Source organism: Enterococcus sp. OL5 (assembly GCF_006491895.1).
Taxonomy (GTDB): Bacteria; Bacillota; Bacilli; order Lactobacillales; family Enterococcaceae; genus Enterococcus_D; species Enterococcus_D innesii.
The window spans coordinates 92,486-116,049 of sequence record NZ_VHIL01000007.1 but is presented as its reverse complement, the minus strand read 5'-3'; the positions used below and the strand labels follow the sequence as shown (position 1 = coordinate 116,049).

21 protein-coding genes and 2 pseudogenes are annotated in these 23,564 nt (G+C 44.8%); 4 read left to right on the top strand and 19 right to left on the bottom strand.

From position 1 onward, the window contains the following. Positions 1–44 precede the first annotated feature (44 nt). The 3 genes from FJU10_RS10080 to FJU10_RS10070 are packed head-to-tail and all read left to right on the top strand — an operon-like array spanning position 45 to position 2,227. On the top strand, positions 45–797 hold the full coding sequence (locus FJU10_RS10080) for a polysaccharide deacetylase family protein (RefSeq protein ID WP_170924030.1): 753 nt from the start codon (positions 45–47) through the stop codon (positions 795–797). Next, positions 794–1,771, top strand: a complete 978-nt coding sequence (locus tag FJU10_RS10075; protein WP_086292002.1) for an ABC transporter substrate-binding protein — start codon at positions 794–796, stop codon at positions 1,769–1,771. The genes FJU10_RS10080 and FJU10_RS10075 overlap by 4 nt, the downstream gene beginning before the upstream one ends. 51 nt (positions 1,772–1,822) lie before the next feature. Beyond that, positions 1,823–2,227 (top strand): arsenic metallochaperone ArsD family protein, encoded by a 405-nt coding sequence (locus FJU10_RS10070; RefSeq protein ID WP_140965850.1) that lies wholly within the window; start codon positions 1,823–1,825, stop codon positions 2,225–2,227. A 21-nt stretch (positions 2,228–2,248) separates the two neighbouring features. Here FJU10_RS10070 and FJU10_RS10065 read toward each other — a convergent pair whose 3' ends face one another. Beyond that, the gene (locus tag FJU10_RS10065; RefSeq protein ID WP_140965815.1) at positions 2,249–2,908 is read right to left on the bottom strand and encodes a YczE/YyaS/YitT family protein; all 660 of its coding nucleotides are present in this window, start codon (positions 2,906–2,908) and stop codon (positions 2,249–2,251) included. Between the two features lie 92 nt (positions 2,909–3,000). Between FJU10_RS10065 and FJU10_RS10060 the strand changes: the two genes are divergently transcribed. Further along, a complete protein-coding gene (locus tag FJU10_RS10060) occupies positions 3,001–3,669 on the top strand; it encodes a cyclic nucleotide-binding domain-containing protein (protein WP_140965814.1) in 669 nt (222 codons plus the stop codon). Positions 3,670–3,794: 125 nt separating this feature from the next. Here FJU10_RS10060 and FJU10_RS10055 read toward each other — a convergent pair whose 3' ends face one another. The 18 genes and pseudogenes from FJU10_RS10055 to FJU10_RS09965 all read right to left on the bottom strand — a co-directional run bounded on the left by FJU10_RS10055 (position 3,795) and on the right by FJU10_RS09965 (position 23,324). Next, the gene (locus FJU10_RS10055; RefSeq protein ID WP_140965813.1) at positions 3,795–5,237 is read right to left on the bottom strand and encodes a glycoside hydrolase family 32 protein; all 1,443 of its coding nucleotides are present in this window, start codon (positions 5,235–5,237) and stop codon (positions 3,795–3,797) included. 43 nt (positions 5,238–5,280) lie between these two features. Further along, positions 5,281–6,657 carry a PTS transporter subunit EIIC gene (locus tag FJU10_RS10050; protein WP_086297404.1) on the bottom strand — a complete coding sequence of 459 codons (1,377 nt, stop codon included), beginning with the start codon at positions 6,655–6,657 and terminating at the stop codon, positions 5,281–5,283. Between the two features lie 146 nt (positions 6,658–6,803). Then, positions 6,804–7,799, bottom strand: a complete 996-nt coding sequence (locus FJU10_RS10045) for a LacI family DNA-binding transcriptional regulator (protein WP_077452799.1) — start codon at positions 7,797–7,799, stop codon at positions 6,804–6,806. Between the two features lie 373 nt (positions 7,800–8,172). Then, positions 8,173–9,483 carry an NCS2 family permease gene (locus FJU10_RS10040; RefSeq protein WP_081116571.1) on the bottom strand — a complete coding sequence of 437 codons (1,311 nt, stop codon included), beginning with the start codon at positions 9,481–9,483 and terminating at the stop codon, positions 8,173–8,175. A 160-nt stretch (positions 9,484–9,643) separates the two neighbouring features. Next, on the bottom strand, positions 9,644–10,243 hold the full coding sequence (locus FJU10_RS10035; RefSeq protein WP_081118240.1) for an NUDIX hydrolase N-terminal domain-containing protein: 600 nt from the start codon (positions 10,241–10,243) through the stop codon (positions 9,644–9,646). A gap of 206 nt (positions 10,244–10,449) precedes the next feature. Beyond that, positions 10,450–11,070 carry a zeta toxin family protein gene (locus tag FJU10_RS10030; RefSeq protein ID WP_081118241.1) on the bottom strand — a complete coding sequence of 207 codons (621 nt, stop codon included), beginning with the start codon at positions 11,068–11,070 and terminating at the stop codon, positions 10,450–10,452. Further along, positions 11,071–11,937 (bottom strand): class II fructose-bisphosphate aldolase, encoded by an 867-nt coding sequence (locus FJU10_RS10025; protein ID WP_005234664.1) that lies wholly within the window; start codon positions 11,935–11,937, stop codon positions 11,071–11,073. A gap of 22 nt (positions 11,938–11,959) precedes the next feature. Next, a complete protein-coding gene (locus tag FJU10_RS10020; RefSeq protein ID WP_140965812.1) occupies positions 11,960–12,352 on the bottom strand; it encodes a tetratricopeptide repeat protein in 393 nt (130 codons plus the stop codon). 18 nt (positions 12,353–12,370) lie between these two features. Further along, a complete protein-coding gene (locus tag FJU10_RS10015; RefSeq protein WP_008379073.1) occupies positions 12,371–13,660 on the bottom strand; it encodes a PTS sugar transporter subunit IIC in 1,290 nt (429 codons plus the stop codon). 31 nt (positions 13,661–13,691) lie between these two features. Beyond that, the gene (locus FJU10_RS10010; protein WP_005225455.1) at positions 13,692–13,994 is read right to left on the bottom strand and encodes a PTS sugar transporter subunit IIB; all 303 of its coding nucleotides are present in this window, start codon (positions 13,992–13,994) and stop codon (positions 13,692–13,694) included. Between the two features lie 24 nt (positions 13,995–14,018). Then, entirely contained in the window at positions 14,019–16,088 is a 2,070-nt protein-coding gene (locus FJU10_RS10005; protein ID WP_140965811.1) for a BglG family transcription antiterminator, read from the bottom strand. 235 nt (positions 16,089–16,323) lie between these two features. Continuing rightward, positions 16,324–17,373 carry an FUSC family protein gene (locus tag FJU10_RS10000; RefSeq protein ID WP_140965810.1) on the bottom strand — a complete coding sequence of 350 codons (1,050 nt, stop codon included), beginning with the start codon at positions 17,371–17,373 and terminating at the stop codon, positions 16,324–16,326. 648 nt (positions 17,374–18,021) lie between these two features. Further along, the gene (locus tag FJU10_RS09990) at positions 18,022–18,726 is read right to left on the bottom strand and encodes a deoxynucleoside kinase (RefSeq protein WP_077452807.1); all 705 of its coding nucleotides are present in this window, start codon (positions 18,724–18,726) and stop codon (positions 18,022–18,024) included. 16 nt (positions 18,727–18,742) lie between these two features. Further along, positions 18,743–19,096 (bottom strand): annotated as a pseudogene (locus tag FJU10_RS09985) (nucleoside 2-deoxyribosyltransferase); the annotation flags it as partial. Between the two features lie 82 nt (positions 19,097–19,178). Further along, positions 19,179–19,745, bottom strand: coding sequence for an LOG family protein (locus FJU10_RS09980; RefSeq protein ID WP_140965809.1), 567 nt, complete (start codon positions 19,743–19,745; stop codon positions 19,179–19,181). 322 nt (positions 19,746–20,067) lie between these two features. Continuing rightward, positions 20,068–20,476: pseudogene (locus FJU10_RS09975) on the bottom strand (helix-turn-helix domain-containing protein). Positions 20,477–20,722: 246 nt separating this feature from the next. Further along, on the bottom strand, positions 20,723–21,946 hold the full coding sequence (locus FJU10_RS09970; protein ID WP_081118249.1) for an amidohydrolase family protein: 1,224 nt from the start codon (positions 21,944–21,946) through the stop codon (positions 20,723–20,725). 16 nt (positions 21,947–21,962) lie between these two features. After that, positions 21,963–23,324, bottom strand: coding sequence for a hypothetical protein (locus FJU10_RS09965; RefSeq protein ID WP_005225442.1), 1,362 nt, complete (start codon positions 23,322–23,324; stop codon positions 21,963–21,965). Positions 23,325–23,564 lie beyond the last annotated feature (240 nt).

Here is a 23,564-nt window from a genome sequence, read left to right as displayed (position 1 = left end):
GCTATACTATTTTTTGCGTGATTGACAAGAAAGGATGGTTTATGATGTTTCAGACCCTCGTATTTCATGAAATACGTCCCGAAGCAGAACTTTATGATCAGGTTCGCCCGATCAAAGTCGCAGACGGTTATCAAGATGCCTTGCCTCTGCCCTTATTCAATAGCACTTCTCATTTTAAACAACAAATCGACTTTTTGAAAGCAGAAAATTACCATACGTTGACCCTTGCAGAAGTCAAAGATTTTTATTTCCGGCAGCAGCCGCTACCAGAAAAATCCGTGTTGCTGACCTTTGACGACTGCTATCAATCGATGAAAGAATATGCCTACCCACTGTTGAAAGAAGCTGGTTTCAAGGCAACTGCCTTTGTCGTGACCGGCTGGCTTTTTGATGCCCCTCAGCCTTACGAGCCAGAAGTTTCACGGACATTGAGCAGCGCCGAATTAGCCGAAATGAGCGATGTCTTCGAATATGCCAATCATACCGATCATTTTCACGAACGCAAGGACCAGCAAGGGCGTTCGATGTGGGAAACACCAGCCGCCTTTGCGCAAGACTTACGAAGCTGCAATCAGCATGTGGCCATCCAGGATGTTTTTGCCTATCCTTTTGGCTTCTATGATCAGCAGACGATCGCCACCTTGGAAAAGGAAGGCTTTGTTCTAGCATTTACCACCAAACCAGGGATCAACACGGCACAAACCAAGCCAATGGAACTCCATCGGGCAGTCATCCCGTTCTCACTACCAATGGCTGCTTTTGAACAACGATTTAGAAACGAGGAAATGAACCAATGAAAAAAACGATTTTAGCAAGTATCCTAGCACTATTCGCTGTCGGCGCTGCCGCCTGCGGCAACACTGGCGAAACAGCAAGTACCAGCAATTCCAGCACTAGCAGTACAGAAGTTGCGGTCACGGATCAAACATTGACGATTGGGGTGTTACCAGCAGAATCAGCGATTCCGATCATTCTAGCAAAAGAAGAAGGCTTTTTCGAAAAGCAAGGATTGACTGTGGAGCTGAAATCCTTCACTTCCCCGAATGACCGCAATGTGGCGGTGCAGGCAGGCGAGCTGGATGGTACCATCAGCGATGTCATGACAGAAGCGACCTTCAAGCAAAACGGCATCGATATGACGATCACTTCTGATATTTTGGAAAACTTCAAGATTCTCGCTTCACCGAATTCAGGGATCACTGAGATGAAAGGGTTAGCGGATAAAAAAATCACCCTTGTACCGAATTTCATTTTAGAATACATCATGGACCAATTTGCACAGGAAAATGATTTTACCTATGACATCGTGGATATCGCTTCTTTTTCTGCCCGTTCCGAAGCATTGCTCAATGACCAAGTCGATGGCGCTGTTTATACGGAACCGCAAGCCAGCATGTTGGCTGCCCAAGGGGCGATTGTTTTAGGCAGCTCTAAAGATGCTGGCATCAAAGGCGGCACACTGCAATTTATGGACGAAGTTATCCAAAATCGCCCGCAAGACCTAAAAGCATTCTACACTGCTTACAACGAAGCCATCGATTACATGAATGCTCATTCAGCAAAAGACTATGCCGACATCTTGGCAGACTATCAATTTCCCGATGCTATGAGTACTTACTTAGACAGCCAGGAAGACTATCCGTATGCCCAGGCAGTGCCGCAAGAGCAATTCGACGCAATCATTGCTTGGACGAAAGACAAGGGTCAAATCGATCAAGCGTATTCTTACAACGAGTTGACCAATTTCGATTTTTTACCCGCTGACGAATAGGAAACAACAAAAAAGACGCATTTGCGTCTTTTTTTGTTGTTTCACTTCTTTTTGCCACTCTTTTTTGCTCGTGGCAAGAAATTCAGGTATACTTTTGACAAATCAGCTACCATGAAAGGATTTGATGCAATGCCAACGATCGCTGTTTATGCCGACCAGAAAGAAGATACTTGGGAAGCACACTTGACTCGCCAGTTAAAAATAAATGAAGAAAGGACCCAGGCTCATCAAACATTCCATAACGAACCTTTAACGATCGACGAATACTTCTTTACAGAAGAACCTGCCCCTTTCTATGCGAATCAAGCCGTCAGCCAGCAATTAGCAAGCAATGGGCGCAGCTGTCTGCCACTCGTTTATGTTGACGATCAGCTATTTTGCCAAGGTCGCTTGCCAACGATCCGTGAATGGGAACAATTGACGAAATCTGGGATCACCGTGCAATTTGATGCGTAAGATCAAAAGGCGTTGAAGGATTTACCCTTGACGCTTTTGCCGAGTCGGTATTCCCAAAGTCAAATCACGTTCCTTCGACCAAGCGATGGCACCCGACAGCAAAAAGAAGCTAATGACCGTCCCTTCCCTCACCGCTAGCGGTAAGCCCAAACTGATCGCTAGCAAGAGCGCTCCCGAAATACAGACTGCATCAACGCCATAACGGTACTGCTTAAATGTCCAACGACTGCGTTGCGCCAGCAAATGACACCAGTGCTCGATTGGAAATTTCAAGACCTGCAACCGTAAGACTTGCCCCGTCGCCGTTCCAGAAATCAAGATCCCACCGATCAAAGCAGCTAGTTGGCTCCAATAATTCGTCAAGTGCAGCGATGCCAAGAAATAGTAAACAAAGCCATTGATCAAATAGCCGAATGCCAGCAAAGCAAAAAACATAATCAAGTACTCACTGCCTTTTTGTTTGAGGGACGTCTGCCGCCGATCCAATAGCCAACAGACAGCTAAAAAGCCCAAATTGATGGCTGTTGTGATGGTGCCGACTTTGATTCCTGACATCGATGCCAGTGTGACATTTAAGGCATTAAAACTACTGACCCCGACGCTGGCTTTAATGGTCAAGCTGATCCCGAATGCACTCAGCCCATAAAATATCCCAGATCCTATCCATTGCTTTTTATTCATTTTTTCTCCCACACTTTCATTTTTGCTTTTCTAAGTATGTGCTATACTGACTAAAAACAAATAGGAGATTTCTCCTAGTTTGGAGGAAAAAAGTGAAAAAAACCGCTTATGCCTTGGCAATAAAGCAGGTACCAATCAAAGAAAGCTGCCCCTTGCCGATTCCTGAGGAGATTTTACAACAAAGTGCTCTCTGGACCTTTGATCATCGAGAAGCGATCCAAAAAGAAACGGTGCCGATGTCGGTCTTTTTCGTCCTATTGACTGGCAAAGCCAAGATCATTCAAACGCAAGAAAACGGCAAACGTGCCTTGCTACAGTTTCTCCATCCTTGTGATTGCATTGGTGATCTCACGTTGATTGGCGCCGAAACAGTGCCGAAGACCGTGGTTGCGATCGGTGAAACAACTTGTCTGGGCATTCCTATGAAAGCAGCAGCTCACGGGCTCATGCAAGACCTGGCTTTCGTACAAACGCTAGGCAAAACTATCGGTGAAAAATTGCTGCTGCGTATGGATCATTTTTCCGTCAATCAAACCTATCCCTTGGCTTGGCGCCTTGCCCAGCTACTGTTGGAAGCTTCGATCGATGATCTTTTTCAAGAAAAATTAACGGAGACCGCAGAATACTTAGGCGTGAGCTATCGCCATTTGACGTATACCTTAAAAGATTTCAAAACGCAAAAACTAGTCTCAAAAACTGCAGACGGCTATCGGATCGATGCGCCTGCGCTGCAGACCTTTATCCAAAACCAACAAAAGTAGTAGTAAGCAAAAAACGACAGCGAAATAGTTGGTATGATGCTCCCCTAAAAGCCAGAGAAAAAGCTGACTTTTAGGAGGCGCAACAAGAAAAACCAACTGTTTGCTGTCGTTTTCGGGTCGTTGCTTTATTTTTTCGCCAATGCCCATGCATTGACAGTAACCGTGCCAGTTCCGCTGAGAGCGATCGCCTCGGTCCGTTTGGGATACACGCGAGAGGTCAAACAATATTGCCCGCCATTTAGGAAGATCTCAATCGAAGACCTATCGACAAAAATCTGCAGCTGCGTCAGTTCATCGACCTTGACACTGCGCTGTTTACGACCGTAGCCAGAAACGCCATGATGGATCGTGAAGACACCAGCTTCATAAGTCAAAGTCGTATCTTGCAAAAGTCCAAGCTGGAACTGCTGCAATGGGACTTCCGCCGTAACTTGCAACTCATATGCCAATTCATCGAAAGACAAGTGCTGCGGTTTCTCTGATAGCACAATTTTTTGGCTGACTTGCTTGTCTCGCAATTTTTGAAATTCTGGCAAAGGTTCTTGATACAACTGGTCATTTTTGACCGAAAGCTGTCTTGGCAGCGTTGCGGCATGCTGCCAGCCGCGAGGGATCGTAGGATTGCTGTATTCAGGACTGGTATCCCCTAGCCCCATCCAGCCCCACAAGATCCGACGTTTCTGCTCATCTTCAAAGGTTTGCGGGGCATAGAAGTCAAACCCATAATCAAGTTCACGAAACGCAGAAGTTTCTTTGAACGTCAGGGTCTCCCAATCCACCTCACCGATCAGATACCCTGATTGATGAATATTTTGGTAGGCATGTTCTTTGGCTGCCAAGCCTTGCGGTGAGAAGACCAACACATCTTTGCCATCTAAATGGAAGTAGTCTGGGCATTCCCACATGTAGCCTAGCGCATAGTCCTCACCGAAAAAGATTCCTCGATAGGTCCATTCATTTAAATCCGTCGATTCATAAATCAAAATTTTGCCTTCGTTTTCCAACGTACGCGCGCCTAGCAGCATATAGTAGGTGTCTTCGTGGGCAAAAACCTTTGGGTCACGAATATGATCGGTAAATCCTTCAGGGTAGTCCTCATGAGGAATCACGACTTCTTGCTTTTCGACGGTATAGCCGTCTTTGCTGATTACATGGACCGTGTTTTGTTCTCGTCCACTAAAGGTATAGTCATGATCACCAGGATGTTTGACATTCCCAGTATAGAAAAAATGGATCGTGTCATTCTCGATAAAGGCAGAACCCGAGTAGACCCCGTCTTTGTCATAGTTGTGTTCGGGAGAAAGAAACAGCGCTTCTTCTTGAAACGTGACAAAATCCGTCGACGTTTTGTGTCCCCAGTGGGGGGGTTCTCCGCCGTGGGGCGTTTGCGGTACATATTGATGGTAAAAATGAACGACACCTTTGAATTGGCAAAGACCGTTCGGGTCGTTCATCCATCCTGTTTCTGGCATCAAATGATAGTTCAAGCGCCACGCATCAGCACTGATTTTTTCCGCTAATTCGCTTTGAGTTTGGGCAAGCTGTGCCCAGTATTCTTTCGTTAACATTGTGGTACCTCTTTTCTCTTGCCGATGAACAGCAAGGGATTATTTATTGGTTCAACTCTTTGGCTAGCGGTTTGCGCTGCAATTGGACACCAGCAAAACCGACTGCAAAGGCAATCAAAATCACGACGACGTATTTCAGCATGGCACCGAAATCTCCAGTATACAACAATAGTCCTGGAATAAAAGTGATGCCCATCCCAGTGGCAGCTAATTGGAAGACATACGTCGCAAACCCGCCGACTGCGCCCCCCAACATGCCTGCGCCAAAAATCCGCATCGAGCGTAAGTTGACCCCAAATAGTAAAGGTTCCGTGATCCCAAATAAGGTTGGAACCGCCGCACTGATGGCATTTGAGCGTTTGACTTTGTTTTTATAAATAAATGCCGCAGCGATCGCAGCCCCAAATTGTCCCGCCATACTTGCTGTACCTAAGACTTGTAGGACGTTTTCGCCTGTCGTATTCAATAACCCTAACTCAATAATACTTAACGAATGGTGCAATCCAGTGATCACGATCACTTGCTGAACTCCTCCGTAAATGATATAACCGATGCCCAATGGTGCTTGCACCAAGTAGACGATACTGTTGATGACTGCTCTTTCAGCTACTTGCAAGATTGGTCCTAACGCAAACAAAATCAAACCTAAAGTAATGACGATCGTTAAGAATGGTGTCACGATCAAGTCCATCATTTGCGGAACAAATTTACGGAACCATTTTTCTAGCTTAGAAACTAAGATCCCGACAATAATTGCTGGAAAAATCGACCCTTGATACCCAGAGATCGATAAACCGAATAAGTGCAATGGCTCTGCATCCCCGCTGGCAACTGCCCAAGCGTTCGGCAATTGTGGTGCCACCATCATCAATCCTACCACGATCCCGATGATCGGATTACCGCCGAATTTTTTCGTCGCACTATAGGCGATCAAAACAGGTAAAAAGGCAAACGCTGTATCCGTTAACATTTCAAACATAGCTAACCAGTCAGCACTATAGGTGACCCCCAACTCGGTCAATAACCCCCGAATCCCCATCAAAAGCCCCGTCGTTACCAAAGCTGGAATCAATGGCACCAAGACATCTGACAACGTGCGGACAACTTTTTGGACGGGTGACAGATTCGAATACACATCATCTTTGAAGCCAGCTTTTTCAGCGGAGGCGTCATTGCCCATCTCTGCGGCGAAGGCTTGATACACTTCATTGACTTTTCCTGTTCCAAAAATGAATTGATGCTGTCCCGTGTTGAAAAAATAGCCCTTGCTGCCCTCAACTGCTTCCGCTTTGTCTTTATCTACTAACTGATCGTCTTTCAAAATCAAGCGCAAACGTGTGGCACAGTGTTCAAAGTTTTTGACATTTTCTTTGCCGCCAACAGCTTCTAACACTTGGTCGATCGTTTTTTGTTCCTTCATTTTTCCCACTCCTTTGATCGTCGGTCCATTTGCGGAACCGGTTCTACATTTGCAGATTAACAGAAACCGTTTGCAATTGCAAGCAAAGAAAATAAAAAAACAGAACGCCGCAACTGGACGTTCTGTTTTCTCGAAAAATTTTTGCTTTATTGCTCCTGCTTGTCAAGCTTGGCAGTCGACTGTTTGACCACTAATCGATTCGGTAATTCGATCACTTCAGGAACCTCTTCCCCTTGTGTCAGTTTTTGGATCGTTAAGACGGCATCGATGCCTAATTGGACATAGGGATATTGGGTCGTTGTGATGGTCGGATAGACATAATCCGTCGAATCATAGCCGCCAAATCCGTTCAAGGAAAAGTCTTGCGGCACTTGGTACCCTAGTTCATGGGCGGCTTTTAGTACAGCAACAGCGATATTGTCCGTAGCACAGGCGATGTACGTTGCCGGTTGATCTTTCAAGAACACAAGGGCTTTTTGGTACGTTTCTCTTCTAGAAAAAGACGTTTCGATAAAGTCCACCTTGACGTTGGGGGTTTGTGCCAAGACATCAAGAAAACCTTTCTTCCGCAAGACACCTACCGCATAATCATTTTCGCTGACCCCAACAAATAAATAACGTCGGTGGCCAGCGCTGACTGCATATTCTGCCATGGTTTTGCCCGCTTGATAATCTTCATGGACGATGGAATGAATGCCAGCTAACTGTTGACCTAACAATAAAACAGGCATAGGAACCTCTGCCAGCACCGCTTGCAGCTGCGGTGTGATTTTGCGCGCAAACAGGATCATCCCTGCTACTTTTTGTTTGACTAGCATTTCGATATTTTCTAATTCCCGCTCATCGCTTTGATCAGAGTTGGTGATTAGCATTTGATAGCCGTTTTCCCGTGCCGTCGTATCGATCCCTTTCAACACATCATTTGTCGATGGTGAATTCAGTCGAGGAATGATCACGCCCAGCAATTTCGTGTCTTGGGCTTTCAGCGAACGAGCAAATGTATTAGGACGATAGCCAGTTTCAGCAATGATCTGATCAATTTTTTTGCGCTTTTCTTCACTGATATAGCCATTGTTCAGATAGCGGGAAACCGTACTTTTCGCTACTCCCGCCTTTTCAGCAATGTCCTTGATCGTTGTCATGATTTCCCACCTTTGCATTTTCTTTTATTATAACAATAACTGAAAGAAAAGCGCAGGTTTTGCGTGAAAATTGTTGGGATAGGAGAATTTGGAATGAAGCTTCACTTCAAAGTCATCTTACAATCAATGAATGGTAGAGAAACTAAAACCTCCCTTTACAAGCTATGGCGAAGATCGATCAGATCATTGAGTATATTTTTTAAGCAACACAACGCCCTGATTCGTCAGCAGATAAACCACGAATAGTAAACCCTTATTCGATTCTGAACATTTTTATAGCAAGCGACATATAATAAAAAAACCAGCTAAGCCACGCTTAACTGGTTTTTCATTAGTAGAAATCCTACTTTAACTTTACATTGAAACCCCTCTATCACACATTCAAAATCCACATAAACCCAAGAAAGACAAAGAACAAGCCGTACATGATCGGTGAGACTTCTTTGCCGCGTTTGGCTGCTAACATGGTGATTGGGTAAAAGATAAAGCCCAACGCGATCCCATCTGAGATGCTGTAGGTCAAGGGCATGCCTAATAGAATCAAGAAGGCTGGGATTGCGATTTCCATTTCGTGCCATTTGATTTCTCGCAGCGATTGTGCCATCAGCACGCCTACAACGATCAGAGCTGGTGCCGTCACTTGGGAAGTGACAACGGACAATAATGGTGAAAAGAACAAGCCGAACAAGAAGAAAATTCCCGTCGTCACGGCAGTCAAGCCAGAACGACCGCCCACGGCGATCCCAGCGGAAGATTCCACGTATGCGCCTACTGGTGAGGTACCTAATAAAGAACCAGCGAGCATGGCGGTGGAATCAGAAGCAAGTGCTTTGCCGACCCGTGGCATTTTGTTGTCTTTCATGAAGCCCGCTTGGTTGGCAAGTCCCACCAAGGTGCCTGCGGTATCAAAGAAAGTGACGAGTAAGAAAGTCAGTACTACGACCCACATTTGCAGAGAATTGATGTCTCCTACATGGTTGAGCGCCACTAAGAATGTGGAAGAAATACTTGGTGCAGCAGAAACGATACTGGATGGTGCTTGGATCAAGCCAGTCAAAAGACCTAAAACAGTTGTTGCGGCCATCCCGATAAAAATTCCGCCAGGAACTCGGCGAACCATCAAGACGGCAGTGATCACTAAACCAAAAATCGTCAGCCACGTCGTACCAACACTCAATGAACCTAGCGCCACAAGGGTCGAATCGTCAGAAACGATGATCCCGCCTTCGCTCAATCCCAAAAAGGCGATGAACAGACCGATCCCGCCAGAGATGGCATATTTTAAATCAGCAGGGATCGCATCAATGATCAGCTCCCGTAATTTGAAGATCGTGATCACGATAAAAATCAGTGATGCCACAAACACACCGGCTAATGCTGTTTGCCATGGAACCCCCATTCCAATACAGACTGAATAAGAAAAGAAAGCGTTGATCCCTAATGCGGGTGCTGTAGCGATCGGGTATTTTGCTAAAACCCCCATCAAGATACAGCCCAATGCACTGGCTAACGCCGTTGCTGTAAAGACGGCACCTTCGTCCATCCCAGATGCCCCAAGGACCGTTGGATTGACGAATAAAATATAGGCCATTGAGATAAAGGTGGTAAATCCAGCTAAGATTTCTCGTTTGACCGTTGTTTGTAGGGCATCCAGCCCAAAAAAGGAATTGATTTGATTCTTCATTTTTACTCCTCCAGCAATCAAGCAAAGGTATCACGATTGCTTGATTTTTTATAATGAAAACGACGAAATCAATCATAAACCAACTTTATCTGCAAGTAAATATTATCCGGTTAAAAAAACCAATAAAACGCTTTTTCCAACATCTTACCCTTAGTTGTTTCTAATCCACGTGTAACGACTTCTCATTCACCAATTGCTTCAGCTGTTCCTTGGTGGTGCGCTTGATGGAAAGCTTTGGCAACTCGTTCAACGCAAAGTAATCGCTGTTGGAGGTTTCACTGTTTTTGATGAAGTCCCCTGCCAAAACATCACAGGCAAAGACCAGCTTATAGTATTGAAACACTTGTGGAATGTCTGGTCTTAGATTCGTATCAAAAATTGCTCGCAGCTCCTTGACCTCAACGAGCAAGCCAGTTTCTTCCAGCACTTCTTTTTTGATGTTTTCCCGTGGCGTCAAGCCAATTTCTGCATAGCCTCCTGGCAGTGACCATTCTTTCGTCAGGCTGTCTTCCACCAGCAAGATTTTTTCGTCTTTTTGGATCAATGCTCGTACATCGACTTTGGGCGTAGGATAGCCCTCATTATTTTCTGTTAAAAGGGTCAACGCAGCTGCGTCTTGATCCACGACGGTACTCATCAAATGCAATGCCAACTCTTTGATTTCTTGATAACGTTCCTTATCGTACACATCTTTGCCATAGTACAAACCTGCTTCAGCGATCGATAACAGGCGTTTGTATTGCGCAAAATAATCTTTCATCCATTCCCCGCCTTTTCCATTTCTCTGTTATGCTTCTTATTCTAGAGGAAATCGCCAGTTTTGCAAAAGAAAGTCTTCTGAGACATAAGCAACAATCCGTCTTGCTTTGACAGCTAAACTTCCCCAAAAGCTGAGTCATGAGAACTAGCTCATCAAAAAAAGCAGTTGGCATGTACCTAGACCAGGTATAACGCCAACTGCTTTGCTTATTTACTTAGCTCAATTGCGATTCTCTCGATCAATGGACGATAATCCACTTGCTTGTAATCTTCCACATTGACTTCGATAAGCTCCCCTAACTGAAAGTCATCGTAACGGCGATCGGTGATGATTTGCCGAAACGCTTCTTTGGTTATATGGTTGGTTGCAGCTTGTCTATCTTCCAGCACATCCCCGTAATGGTACCGTTCCATGATAAAACTCAAATGGCGGTCATCCGCACGATCACGTAAGAAGCGTCTTTCCCATAAGGTTTCAAAAGAGGCTGTCAAACGTATAGTCAAGCAGTCATAGCCATAGCTTTGGGCGAGAAAATTCAGCAAGGGCTTCTGCTTTTCACTAAAGGGGTATTCCGAGACCACCAAACGTTTTCCTAAAGACATGTACAAGCCCAATGCCTGATAGTAAAAAGGCCAAACATACTGCTTTTCGATCTGGGCTTTTTCTGCCAATGAATCAAAGCCGAGGGATTCGGCATAGCACTCTTTGATTTCATCCGGCGTAAGTGCGAAAAGATCAGGAAAACGTGTCTTCAACAGATTCAGTAAATAACTTTTTCCGGTTCCAGGGCTGCCTGCCAATAAAACAAGCATCTTTTTGCGTACCATCTATTTGCCGATCGCAGTCGGCGCTTTCGTATTCATGAAAAGGCCGATCTTATGCTTGACGATTTCTTTGATGGCTTCATTGGATGGGATCACGTTGTGGCGCAATGATTTGTTGACTTCCGTTGCCCCAAAATTTTCTTTAGCAATCTTCGTCCAATTCACCAACAATTCAGTACCTACATTAAACTTGCGAATGCCGTTATTGATTAATTCAGGATAATCTTCTTCTTTGACGCCAGTTCCTCCATGAATGACTAGCGGCACGTCTACGACCGCATGGATTTCCTTCAATAACGCAACATTCACTTCGGTTTTTGAGCGGAATTGGCCGTGATTGGTTCCGATAGCGATGGCTAGCGCATCGACGCCAGTAGCAGCGACAAATTCTACCGCATCTTCTGGGCGTGTGAAGACTTTATCGTCTTCTTCCACATGAATGCCCTCTTCTGTGCCGCCGATCGTTCCTAGTTCTCCTTCGACGGACACCCCATGAGCATGAGCGTATTCGACGACTGCGCGCGTTTTCAAAATGTTTTCTTTGAAGGGCAAATGCGAGCCATCATACATCACCGAGCTATAGCCGCTATCAATCGCCGCTTTGATCTCATCGAAATCTCTGGCATGATCCAAATGCAAGACAGCATCCACCAGCTCGTGATCGGCAATCGTTTTGACGACATTGACCAAGACATCATAGCCGATGTATTTCGCCGTATCGATACTTGTTTGAATGATAATGGGTGCCCCCATCTCTTTGGCTGCCCGCAGCATACTTGGCAGCATTTCTAAATTATGGGTATTAAAAGCCCCCACTGTAAAATTCAATGCTTCTGCTGTTTTCGTTACTTCTTTTAACGTTGTATACATCCTTGATACCACCTCGTCTAGTTTAATTGCCGCTGATCGTAAGTTGTTTGGCGATTTGCCGCATTTCTTCCATTTTGTCCATGTAATAGTCGATCTTTGCATCGTCGCCGTTTCGTGCGGCGGCGGCACGCTGAGCATTGTAAAGGGACATCAGTTTTTTGTAGCCGTCCCCGATCGATTTTTTCGCCTGCAAGCTTTTTTCCAATGCGTCGATCGCTTCTTCTGTGCGGGAAAGTTTTGCCTGCGCTAAGCCTAACGCTTCATACAATTTTGCTTGTTCGTCGCTGTCAGTTTCTGCTTGCAACTGACTTTCTAAGTTTCCAATAAGCGCTTCTGCTTCTTGGCTTTCTTCAGCGGTCAAAGGAACCGCTGGTGTTTCTGTGGGCTTTTTTTCTTTTTTGAAAAAAGAAAACATGCGTCTTCCTCCTAGCGATTAAAAGTTTTTCAATAAGGGACTGATGATCCAAGCATATAGCAGGGCTGCCGTGACGGTATCCACATCGGTTGCCGTAGCGTTAACAAAGCCCATTTGATTGAAGATCGTCACAAGTAGGGCTGGCAGTAATGTAATGAAAAAGCCGTGGAAGATCCCTCCGATGATCGCCCCTCGACGTCCACCGACCGCATTGCCGAAGATCCCAGCGGTACCGCCGGCAAAGAAGTTCGTCAGCATCCCTGGCAAGATCATCGCCAAGCCAAAGACTGGTAAAACGAACATGGCAATGACTGTCCCAATCGTTGTAGTAATAAAGCCTAAAATAACTGCATTTGGGCTATATGGGAAGAACACCGGACAATCGAGTGCTGGTTTTGCATCAGGCACCAATTTCATGGCGATCCCACGAAACGCAGGAACGATCTCGCCTAAGAGCAACCGAACGCCTGCTAACAAAACATAGACCCCAACCACGAATTGGATGGCTTGCAAGAAGGCATACATGATATAGTTTTGATCACCAGAGAGCGTAGAAGCAAAGGTTTCTCCAGCAAACAAGACCGTCACGATATACAGTGGAACCATCACGACCATGACAGAAAGATAGGTGTCTTGTAAAAATTCAAAAGAGCGTGGCAGTTTGATGTCTTCGATCGATTTTTTCTTCTCGCCTCTTTCTCCAAACAGATAGGCAACGCCTGCTTCAAAGAGGTAGCCGATCGTACAAAAATGTCCGAGAGCAATGTCGTCTGACCCAGTGACTTTACGGATGATAGGCTGAGCCATCGCTGGCATCGCTACGGCAAAGATCGCTCCAATCAACCCACCGACAAGAATCAAGACAACGCCCCGTAAACCAGCGAAATAGCCAAAAACCGTCGTCATGGTCGCCATCCATAAAATGGCCTGACCCGTTAAGAAAATATATTTCCATTTCGTAAAGCGTGCCAATAAAATATTAAAAACAAAGATGGCTAAAAATGTCAGCGCTATGTCCCGCCCCAAGCCCAACTCATTCATCGCTTGCCCGTTGATGGCTTCGATGGAAGGGATTATGCCTTGCATGTCGAATCCTTCTGTGAAAATCTCGCCGAAATAGGTCAAACTACCGACGATGATGCTAGAACCAGCGCTTAAAACCTGAAAGCCCAATAGCGTCTTCAAACTTCCTGAAATGACTTGACCTGCTGACTTTTTCTGAAGCAGCAGTCCTAACATCGCGATCAAGGCGATCGTGATCGATGCCTGCGTTAAAATATTATCAATAATAAAATTGATGATGCCCATTTTTTCAAACTCCCTTCGTCATGACCCTTCCTTACAGTGCGCCTTTTTCCGTTAATACCGGGGTGATTTTTTCTTCGATTTCTGGTTTTGAAACAATGTTGCGTAAATAAATGATTGCGGTTGTCGGGTCCAAAGCAAACTTTTCAAATTGCGTCCGAAAATTCTCTGCTGTAATGATGATGTCTGGTTTCATTGATACTGCTGATGAGATATCGACATGATCCAATTTCGCCTCCACTCCTAATTTCGTTAAGACATCTTCTGTTGACATCTGAGCCGCAAAGCTGCTGCCAAGACCTGCACCGCATACGAATAAGATCGATAATTTGTTCATGATTTTTTCCCCTTTTCTTTTTTTTTATGAAAATAGCAATGATTGAAAAGCTTCAATCGTGGAACAAGCCAGTAACTGCGTGACTTTTTCTTCATCATTGATCAGTTCGATCAATTCCTTCATGATGGCAAGATGAGAGTAGGAGTCCACCGCAGCCAAGCAAAAAATGATTTTGACGGGGTCCATTTCTGGGTTCCCAAATGCGACTGGCGGCGCCAAGGTGAGGACACTCACACCCAACTGCTGGGCGCCATCTTCTGGTCGTGCATGCGCCAGCGCCAAATGTTTGCCAATGACGATATAAGGACCGTATTCCTCCACCGCCGCAACCATTGCCTCGATATAGCGTTGTTCGATGATCTGTTCTTTTACTAGCGGCTGCGCCGAGCGTTCAATGGCTTCTTCCCAATTTTGAACAGGAACGTTTAATTGAATATGACTAGCGGATAAAACATCTTTTAACATTGGCTGAATCTCCCTTGCATTAATGGCTAATTGATTTTGTTCAAACAAGTGTGTCAATTTGCGATAGGCGGCAGCATCGACCGTCCCGCCACTTTCTTCAATGACTGTAAGCAACTGATTGAAGAACAGCGTGGCATTTTTTTGGTCAAAGGCGATCCGCTTGAACTGTTCATTGTTTTTTAAGAAGCGGCGGATCACTTGGTGATTTTCTTCATTGATGATCGGTGGGATCAGTAATACTGGCTTTTCTCGATAATCGATCTCATAGGTTGAAAAAACTAGATCCACATCGAATTTCGTAATCAAATTGACTTCTTGTGAATTCAAAACTGCCGCAACTTCTACTTCTGGAAACTTCTCCTTGAGGCTGGCTGCCAGCAGATTGCCGGTTGCCATTCCATGGTTACAGACGACGACCGCCTTATAGATCGTAATGATTTCGTGGTTCAATGAACTTAAGGCTGTAGAAAAATGGATCACGAGAAATGTCAGTTCATCTTCTGATAGTGGTTGTCCGACGATCTCTTCGATCGTGGGGGCGAAGCCCTTGACGGCTTGGTAGATTTGTCCATAATTTTTGCGAACAGTCTCTTTGATCGGATTGGGGACTTGAATGCCGCTTTTGGCTCGAACGATCAGCGCGGCCATATGTTTATACAATCCCTCTAACAACTCTTCTTCCTTTTTACTAAAAGGGATCTTGGTTTGGCATTCCACAAATTGGATCAGCTGCAGCGACAAGAGTTGCGCATGCGCCCATTCGATGGAATTGGACAAATCTTTAAAATTCAGTGATTCGATGATGAAAGAAAGATAGTTGACTTCGATTTCTGGTGGCTCGATCGAAAAGGTTTCAGCGATCGCCTGGATATAGGCTGACCCTTGGAGCGGATTGCTGGAAGTAGACCAGTTCATGCGTGTGATAAATTCCTTCATTCTGATGCGCATCAGCCAAATGGCGGTAAACAATAAGATTTGGCTGCTATACAACTCATTTTGATTTGGCGGCAACACTGCTTGCATCACTTGTTGGATCTGTTTGATTGCTTTTTGCGGCAAATAGCGATAAAGCAATTTCGTAAAGACTAAATCTGGGGTCTGTTTATCAAGTGGCAGCCTACCGATCCGCTGATTGATGATGTCAAAAATCATCGTCCGAATCGCTCGTTCCGATCCATTCAACCGCAATCCTTTTTTTCCTAGACTAATGATCTCAATGCCATACTTATTGATGTCCGCCCGCAAACGGCGCATGTCTTCATCCATGCTGCTTTTCGATATCTGGTACGCTTCTTCTTTTTTATTCAACACCAGGATCTCTTTTGAAAATGTCAGATGCAGTAGCAGATCAAAACTCCGCTCTTCACGGGTCATATATTCCGACTGTTGTGCCTGTAATGCCTGCCAAACAATGGCTTGCTGCTTCGAGGTCAGTTTCAAAAGGATGCCCTTTCCTCGAAGGGTTTGGATCGGTCCGATGTGTAAGTCAGCAAGAAACGTGTTGATCTCATTCAAATCATTGCGGATCGTCCGCCCACTGGCTGCGGTCTCTTCTGCCAGTTGCTCGATGGATAGTGGATAATCAGTCACCAACAGGCGATGCAAAACATCTACGATTCGTTTTTTCACAACTTTCTCTCCTTCTCTGATTTGAGTATATGATTTCGCTTACAACAAAAAAAGTAGATGTTTCTGCCACTTTAGTTTGCAAAAATGTAAACGCTTCTATTTCAAAATAGGAACCTTTGCTCGATTATTTCACATTTCCCTTCTTTTTCCTATCCAATGGAGAAAACGTTTAGCTAGAGGATCAGATGCAAAAAAAGCAAGAGCAGCTGCTCTTGCTTATCGATGATGGTGCATGCTATTGTGTTTGATCCGTCGTGTCTTCTGGCTTATTTCCCAGCGCTTGCTCCATTTGCTTTACTGCCCAATCCATTAGAAAGATCAACAGCATTGCCAGCACGCTGCCAATCAATGCCCCTGAAAAACGCAATGGGATCAATTTCAGTGGCGTAAAACTAGTACCGATCGTCATTAACAGCAGGACTTGTGGGTTGGTAAAGAAATTAGCAACGGTATAATTGACTGGCATAAAAAACTCCGTCAATATGTTTAGAATGATCAATACCACTGCGATCGCTTCAAGGGGCATATGCAAGGACATCAATAAGAAACCCAGCAGCAGCCCTACGATTCCTCCCAGTACCCTGCCGATCGTGCGATTTTTGATTTTTTCCATATGTTCCCCTGCCAAGACGGCAGCAGCGGAAATCAAGATCCAATACCCGTTGCTGTCCCGCAACAGATAGGCAATGTAGGTGGCAATAAACAAGATCAAAGAAAAGTGCAACGCCTTGATAACCATTTCTGGTTGCTGAGATAATGCCAGCGGATATTTCTCGTGCAAGCTCAGTTGTTGAAAGGCCGTTTTTTCTTCTTTCAACGGTAGCTGTTCAGCTAACGAAATCACCAGTCCAGCAAGCAGCGAGCCTGCGATGCCATAAAGCAAATAGGAACTGTGGTGCAAGATCTCTCCAAGGTGCGCGGCGTGAAAATTAAAGCCGGTGGCATAAAGCATCAACACGAAGAAATAATCCGGCTTGGGGATCCGCATCACTTTTGACAACAAAAACGCAGAAAACGATAACGCACCAATAATAAAAGGCGCGCTCCAAGGAATCAGTGCTGTCCCAGCACCTAAAATAAAGGCTAGCAGTAGCGCCGCACCGTGGGTCAAAATGGCGCGCAGATTATAAAACAGGGACCGATGTTGAAAAGCTAAGTATGAAAAAGCCCCCATCGCCCCCACAGAACTTATCAAAGGGTCCTGAACAAGAATCCCTATAAATAAAGGAACCGCCATCGCAAACCCTGATCCTAATGGACGCAAGACTTTTCGTTTGTCTTTCATGCAATTCCTCCTATCAAAAAAATATGTACGATGATACAGCGTTTTATAAACAACGTCCTAAACTAGTATACGGAGCAAAAGATGAATATGCAAATTTTTTTCAGAAACTTTTCGATATAATCGTAGCGATGTTTTCTTAATCAAATCATACGCTGGCACAAAACAGCCCTTAGCAATAAAAAAAGAGAAGCATTCGCTTGGCAATAGACTACAAGCGAATCTCTCTACTTTTCGTCAAAATATTCTTCAATGAAGTGCTGGTCATTGTATCTACTATTAGTATCGCGCAGCATTCACCCGTTTGAATAACACTTGATGCACTCAATCAGCTAGTAACTCACCCTAGTGACCACATGGACAGACTCTTGACACACCAACACGAGTCATTGCCTTTGCTGCTGGTGTCTGGCGCGAATATGTCTCTCAATAGATAATTGAAACACTAAAGCACCGAAAACGGCGTCTTCGGTGCTGACCAATTTCCTTTTGTTTACTGCAAACGCCATTGAATAATTGGTTTGACAACAAGGATTGCTCTTTAATCCTGTAAAATCGCCGTTTTCAAGCACTTCGATTAATCATAAAAAAGCTGACAGGGATGACTGCTTTTTCAACCAACTGGCAAGAATCATCGGTTGCTTCTCTGCTTTAATTTTTCTTGGAAAAATCACCTTTTGCGATGGCTTTGTCCGTACAATAGTGGCCTTTGCCATGGGTCTGACGGACCTCTGCCAATTTTTCTTGGATCATCTCGAGGATCACCATGAGGTTGTCTTCATTGGCAACAAAGTCCAATTGATCCCCATCGATTTGCATTTTCGGACAAACGTCAAAGTTTTCATACCATTCATCATATCGCTGATTCAATTCTTTGTAATAGTCGTACAATGTCGGATCATTGGCAATTTGTTCATAGGAACGGCCACGTTTATTGATCCGTTCGATCATCGTATCCAAGGAAACTTTAATATGAACCATTAGATCTGGATGTTTCAACGGCGCCGATTCTTCCAATTCCCGTAGCATCGTGTTCAACAGGTTATCGTATTGTTCGACCTCCATCGGTGCGATTCGACCTAGATCAGCATTTAGATGAAACATCAAACTGTCCTCATAGATGGAGCGATCAATGACATTGTCATCATTCGACAACGCTTCCCGCATCCCTAAAAAACTTTTGTTTAAGAAAAAAATCTGCAATAAAAAGGCGTATCGTTCTGGATTGGAATAAAACAATGGCAGAACATCGTTGTCCTCCACGTTTTCATAAAAAGGCTTCGACGCCATTTCCTTCGATAAAAAATCAGTCAAACTGCTTTTTCCTGCCCCGATCGTACCTGCGATTAATAACACATTCATCCATCCTTTATTAAATATAGTCACCGACAAATGCTCGGTGCGCCATCGCTTCAAAATCATACGCTGTTCGTGCCGCCAAATCAGTCAAATACGCTTGTACCGACTCCGTCAACATCAGATTGACCGCCGCGGCTTTTTCCTGAAAAGCGATCACTGGTTTATTTCGTACGTGTGCTGCACCGATTTCAAAGGCTGTTCCCGGATCGGTGATCCCTTCATGGTCATCCAAAACGGCAACGACGACGTCGGCTCGTGTCAATTCCAGCATGTCTTTTTCAAAAATTTCTCTCGCCCATTCTGGTGTATTGGGTTCAGATGAACCTTCTTGATACAAGCGCGGCGAATAGATCGCCAAGGGCTGCGGGTTTTCCGCTAAACTGCTTTCTAGTGTTTGAGTCGTGCGACTTGTTCGTTTGAAAAAAACGGTCCAGCTAAATAGACATGCTTCATCCTGCCAAGCACTCCTTTCCTGACCCCTTCGCCGCCAATCGTTGGATCAACGACTCAACGTCAGATAGGAAAAAGAGCGTTTCCGGCAGTTCAGCCCAAGCTCCAAACGTTGTCAGCAGCGGCTTCAGTCCATCCTTCAAGCCTTCGTTCATTAACACACCGATCGGCTTGACTGACAATGGCCCAAGAGTCATAAAAGAGCATACTGATGACAACTCCTCTAGTGTACCAAATCCACCAGGTAATACAAGGTAGGCATCGCTCATTTCCAACAATTGTTGCGTTTGTTCCTCCCTCGTATCCGTATAGAACTCGGTGTATGTGCTTGATCCAGTGATGATTGGCGGCAAATCTTCTGCAAAGGAACCTGATGGATAGATCCCCGTCACTGCGCCTTCTTTTTCAAAGACCCCTTTCACGATCTCCCTCATCAAGCCAGCCAAAGGGCCGCAATAAACCAACTCGATGTGATTTTTTGCTAAGGCATTGCCGATGGCACGAGCGGTCTTTGCTAACTTTTTCTCATTTTCTAAACGGGTGCCGCAACATACAGTTACTCTCAAAAAGAACAGCTCCTTCTTCACTACACCTGCTATTTTACACAATCTCTTAAAAAAGTAAATACTACATATTGTGCTTCATTTAGATGAAAATCGATCTATTCACTATATATTGTATATCGCCATTTACATCTTTTCGCTTTCCCTTAAACCTTACAAACCTTGAAAATAGCAGCCAAGAACAAACAGAACCAGCTTTCATCGATTGCCTCAGCCCTCTTTCATCCCACATAAAAAAACACGATGCAGCTAGGATCGTGTTTTTTTATCCATCACTTTTTTTCTCTTGTCCAAACAAAATTCAGCAAAAAACTGTATAAAAAAATTATTTTTCGTCGGTGGCTGCTTTCAGCTTTTTCAAATCCTCTTGCTCGACAAAAAAAAGTCACTTCTCCTGTTTCTAAATCGACAGATGCTTTGACTTCAACCCCTCGTGGGAAAAACTTGCTGGCATCGGTCTCGATTTTCAAACGCATCGTTCCGTCTTTCAATCCAGCACCATAGGTCATCGTACGAAAGTTCTTTTTCATTCCTGCTCGCTCCTTTTTTAATAGCTCATCGACGCTGCACCCATAAAGGGTACTCAGTTTCAATAAATTCAAACTGTCTGGTACCGTCTTGCCGGTTTCCCAATTTGAGATCGATGTGCGGGTCACTAAAATTTTTGTTGCTACTTCTTCTTGGCTCATTTGCTGTGTGACTCGATGGTTCTTTAATGCTTCCCCAATCGTCATCTTGGCCTCCTTCTTCTACCTTAACGCAGACCTGCTGTGGTTTCTGCTCAAATCCATTGATATTACGGCTTTGTCAAACAGTTTTGACAGGATTTTCTTAAACGAACTCTCCGTGATAGTGGTTTTCTTTCTATCATAGATGAAAAAAGAATAAATGACTAGAAAATGATTTTTTTATTTCGACTATATTACGATAAAAAAAGTAGCACGAATAAATCGTACTACTTGAGAAAACATGACCTGTTACTAACGGTGGATCGTCACTTCTTTTTTGACTTCTACGGTGATGCGGCCATTTTTGATGACCATCAAACGTTCAGGAATATCGATCAGCACATCGGCTTTTCTTTGGGTATCTAAAAGAATCAAATCTGCGCGGTTGCCAACAGCGATTCCATAGTCTTTGATATTTAATGCTTTAGCGGTATTGGTCGTGATCATTGGCAAGACCGTCGGCAGGTCATCGGCGCCGCCTAAATGCGCCACTGGCACAGCCAACATAGCAATTTGAATCAAATCACCGTTGCCATATGGTGTAAAGGCGTTACGGATATTGTTGCTGCCTAAACAGATATTCACACCAGCATCACGTAATTTGCGAATCGGCGTCACGGCACGGCGAACGTTGTAGGCATCGTTTCTGGCACCTAAGTGCAAGTCGGTCGCAGGCAACGGCATCACATTGATTTGGGCTTTGACCATCAAATCGATGACTTCTGCCAGCTGATCAGGTTCCATGGCATGCAGTGCAGTCAAATGTCCTACTGATACCCGACCTTGATAGCCTTCTGCGATGGTTTTTTCACACAGATAGACGATCGATGTATCGTCTGCTTCGTCGGCAAAATCTTGATGCAAGTCAATGTCTTTGTCAAATCGCTTGGCGATCTCAAAGATCAAGTCGATGTGCTCATTGGCTGGCGCATCATTGTAAGGAATGCCGCCAACGACATCGGCGCCTTTCTCCATCGCTTCGATCATCATTTTATCCGTCCCGGGTGCTTTAAAAATCCCTTCTTGCGGAAAGGCAACGACCTGGATATCGATCAAGTCGCGGTATTCTTCTTTTAAGCGCATGATGGTGTCAAACCCTGTGAAGCCTTGTGCTGGATCAAATTCGGCATGGGTGCGCACAGCAGTCGTGCCGTGTACGATCAGCATTTCTAATGCGCGTTTCGCCCGATCATAAATGTCTTCTTCGGTAAAGGTCGGTTTCAGCTTTGCCGTAACTTGGATCGCTTCTTGCAACGTACCTGAATTATTGGGTTCACGATCGGCGATCAACGCTTTGTCTAAGTGGATATGGCTTTCGATCAATCCAGGGATCACCACTTTGCCTTTCGCCTCAATCGTTTTTGCTGCTGATTCTTCAATGTTGGGTGCAACTGCGATGATTTTTCCTTCTGAAATTGCAATGTCTACTAATTCTGCATCGTCTTCAAGACGTGCTTGCTTGATCAATAAATCCATGTTTTCCTCCTATCCATCAGCCAAACACTAAGCCGATGACTAATAATAATACGGCTGCTAAACTCAACCACTTCACGTTTCCTTTGACTACATCCAGAATCGGAATTTGGAAACCAGAAGATAAAGCTTGCATCGTAATGTTGACGAAACTCATTTGACTGCCGAGGCCAACCCCCATCGTTACAAAGCCAAGAGCTAAGACTGGGAAGCCTAATGAAACGGCAACTGGTAGCACTAGTGTTAAAACGGAGCCGACATAGGCACCCGCGGGAATCCCAATCAAGACACCCGTCAAGATCGCCACGGGAACGACGATTGCTGCGGGGGCATTTTGTGCCGCACCGGCAATAACAGCAAACGTCCCGGTTTCAGCGATCACGTTGATGAAGGCTAAAAAGATCCCCACTTGGAACAAGCGGGTCAAAATATACGTCGATCCGTCCACCATCGCTTCCACCGATTGATTCATCGAAAAGTCGGTACAAACAAAAATCAACGCCAACGTGACCACCATATAAACTAGCGGTGTAAAGAGGACAAAGCCGATCAGGTCATTGATCAACGGACCAAAGATGACCGCAAAAAGCAAGAAAATCGCAGGCAGTGTCGTTTTGAACAACTCGCCATTGCTTTTGTTCTCATACTCTTGATTGGCTGATTCTTTGAAGCCCAGATGACGACGCTTGGTCCCAAAGAATGCCAATAAAATCGCCAAACCAACGAATAACAACCAGAATGGGCGCATTTGATCGACGTAAGAAGCGACACTAAAGCCGCCTAGTTCAGACACGATACTAGATTCCAAAGAGGCAGGAGAAGTCGTAAAGGAGACAGCTGCCGCTAACGACATCGCTGCGATCAATTCGGGTACCACCCCAACTGCCGCAAATGCTAACGGTGCGATCACCATCGCACTCCCGCCGCCGATCCCGGACATATAAGTCGCTGCTGCCAATAAAATGACAATAAACCCTGCCACATATTCCACTTTTCCTTTGGTCCCTCTTTTGGCTAAGGTTAAGGCTGCCGTATAACTACCGGCTTTGAAGACCGCCATCGCTACAGCGGAATTGATGATTGGCACCGTAATACTTAACATCGTCGGAATAGCTTCCAACAGTTGCGAATTGGCTTCAGCTAAACTGATCCCGCCAATAATCATCGCCAATATCCCAGCAATCAAGCCAGCAATGATCATATCTACTTTTTTAAAGAGTAAAACCAGTACTAACACTAACGGAATCAGTACTAAAAATGCTTTGACTCCAGTTGGTGCAACGATCTCATTGATCGCTTCTGCCGCAAACACTGTTCTTTCTGAAAAGATAAAAAGAATGAGAGCCATAAACAGTGAGACGAACGTTCCCTTTTTTTTCATCACATTTCTCCTAACTTATATGAATCTTCATATAATAAATGTTGTGTTGCTATGGGGTGTTGCTGATTGATTTTTCCGCTGATTTTTCTCTGGTGTTTCCCACCTTCTTTCCTCGAAGAAAGGAACCAAGCAAAAGACACCTGCTTTTTCGACCTTTTTCGCCACTTTTTCTTTCTCTATTATAATTCTTGTTGTTAACGCTTTCTTTGGACATTATTCTAAAATAAATCTTCGTTTTTT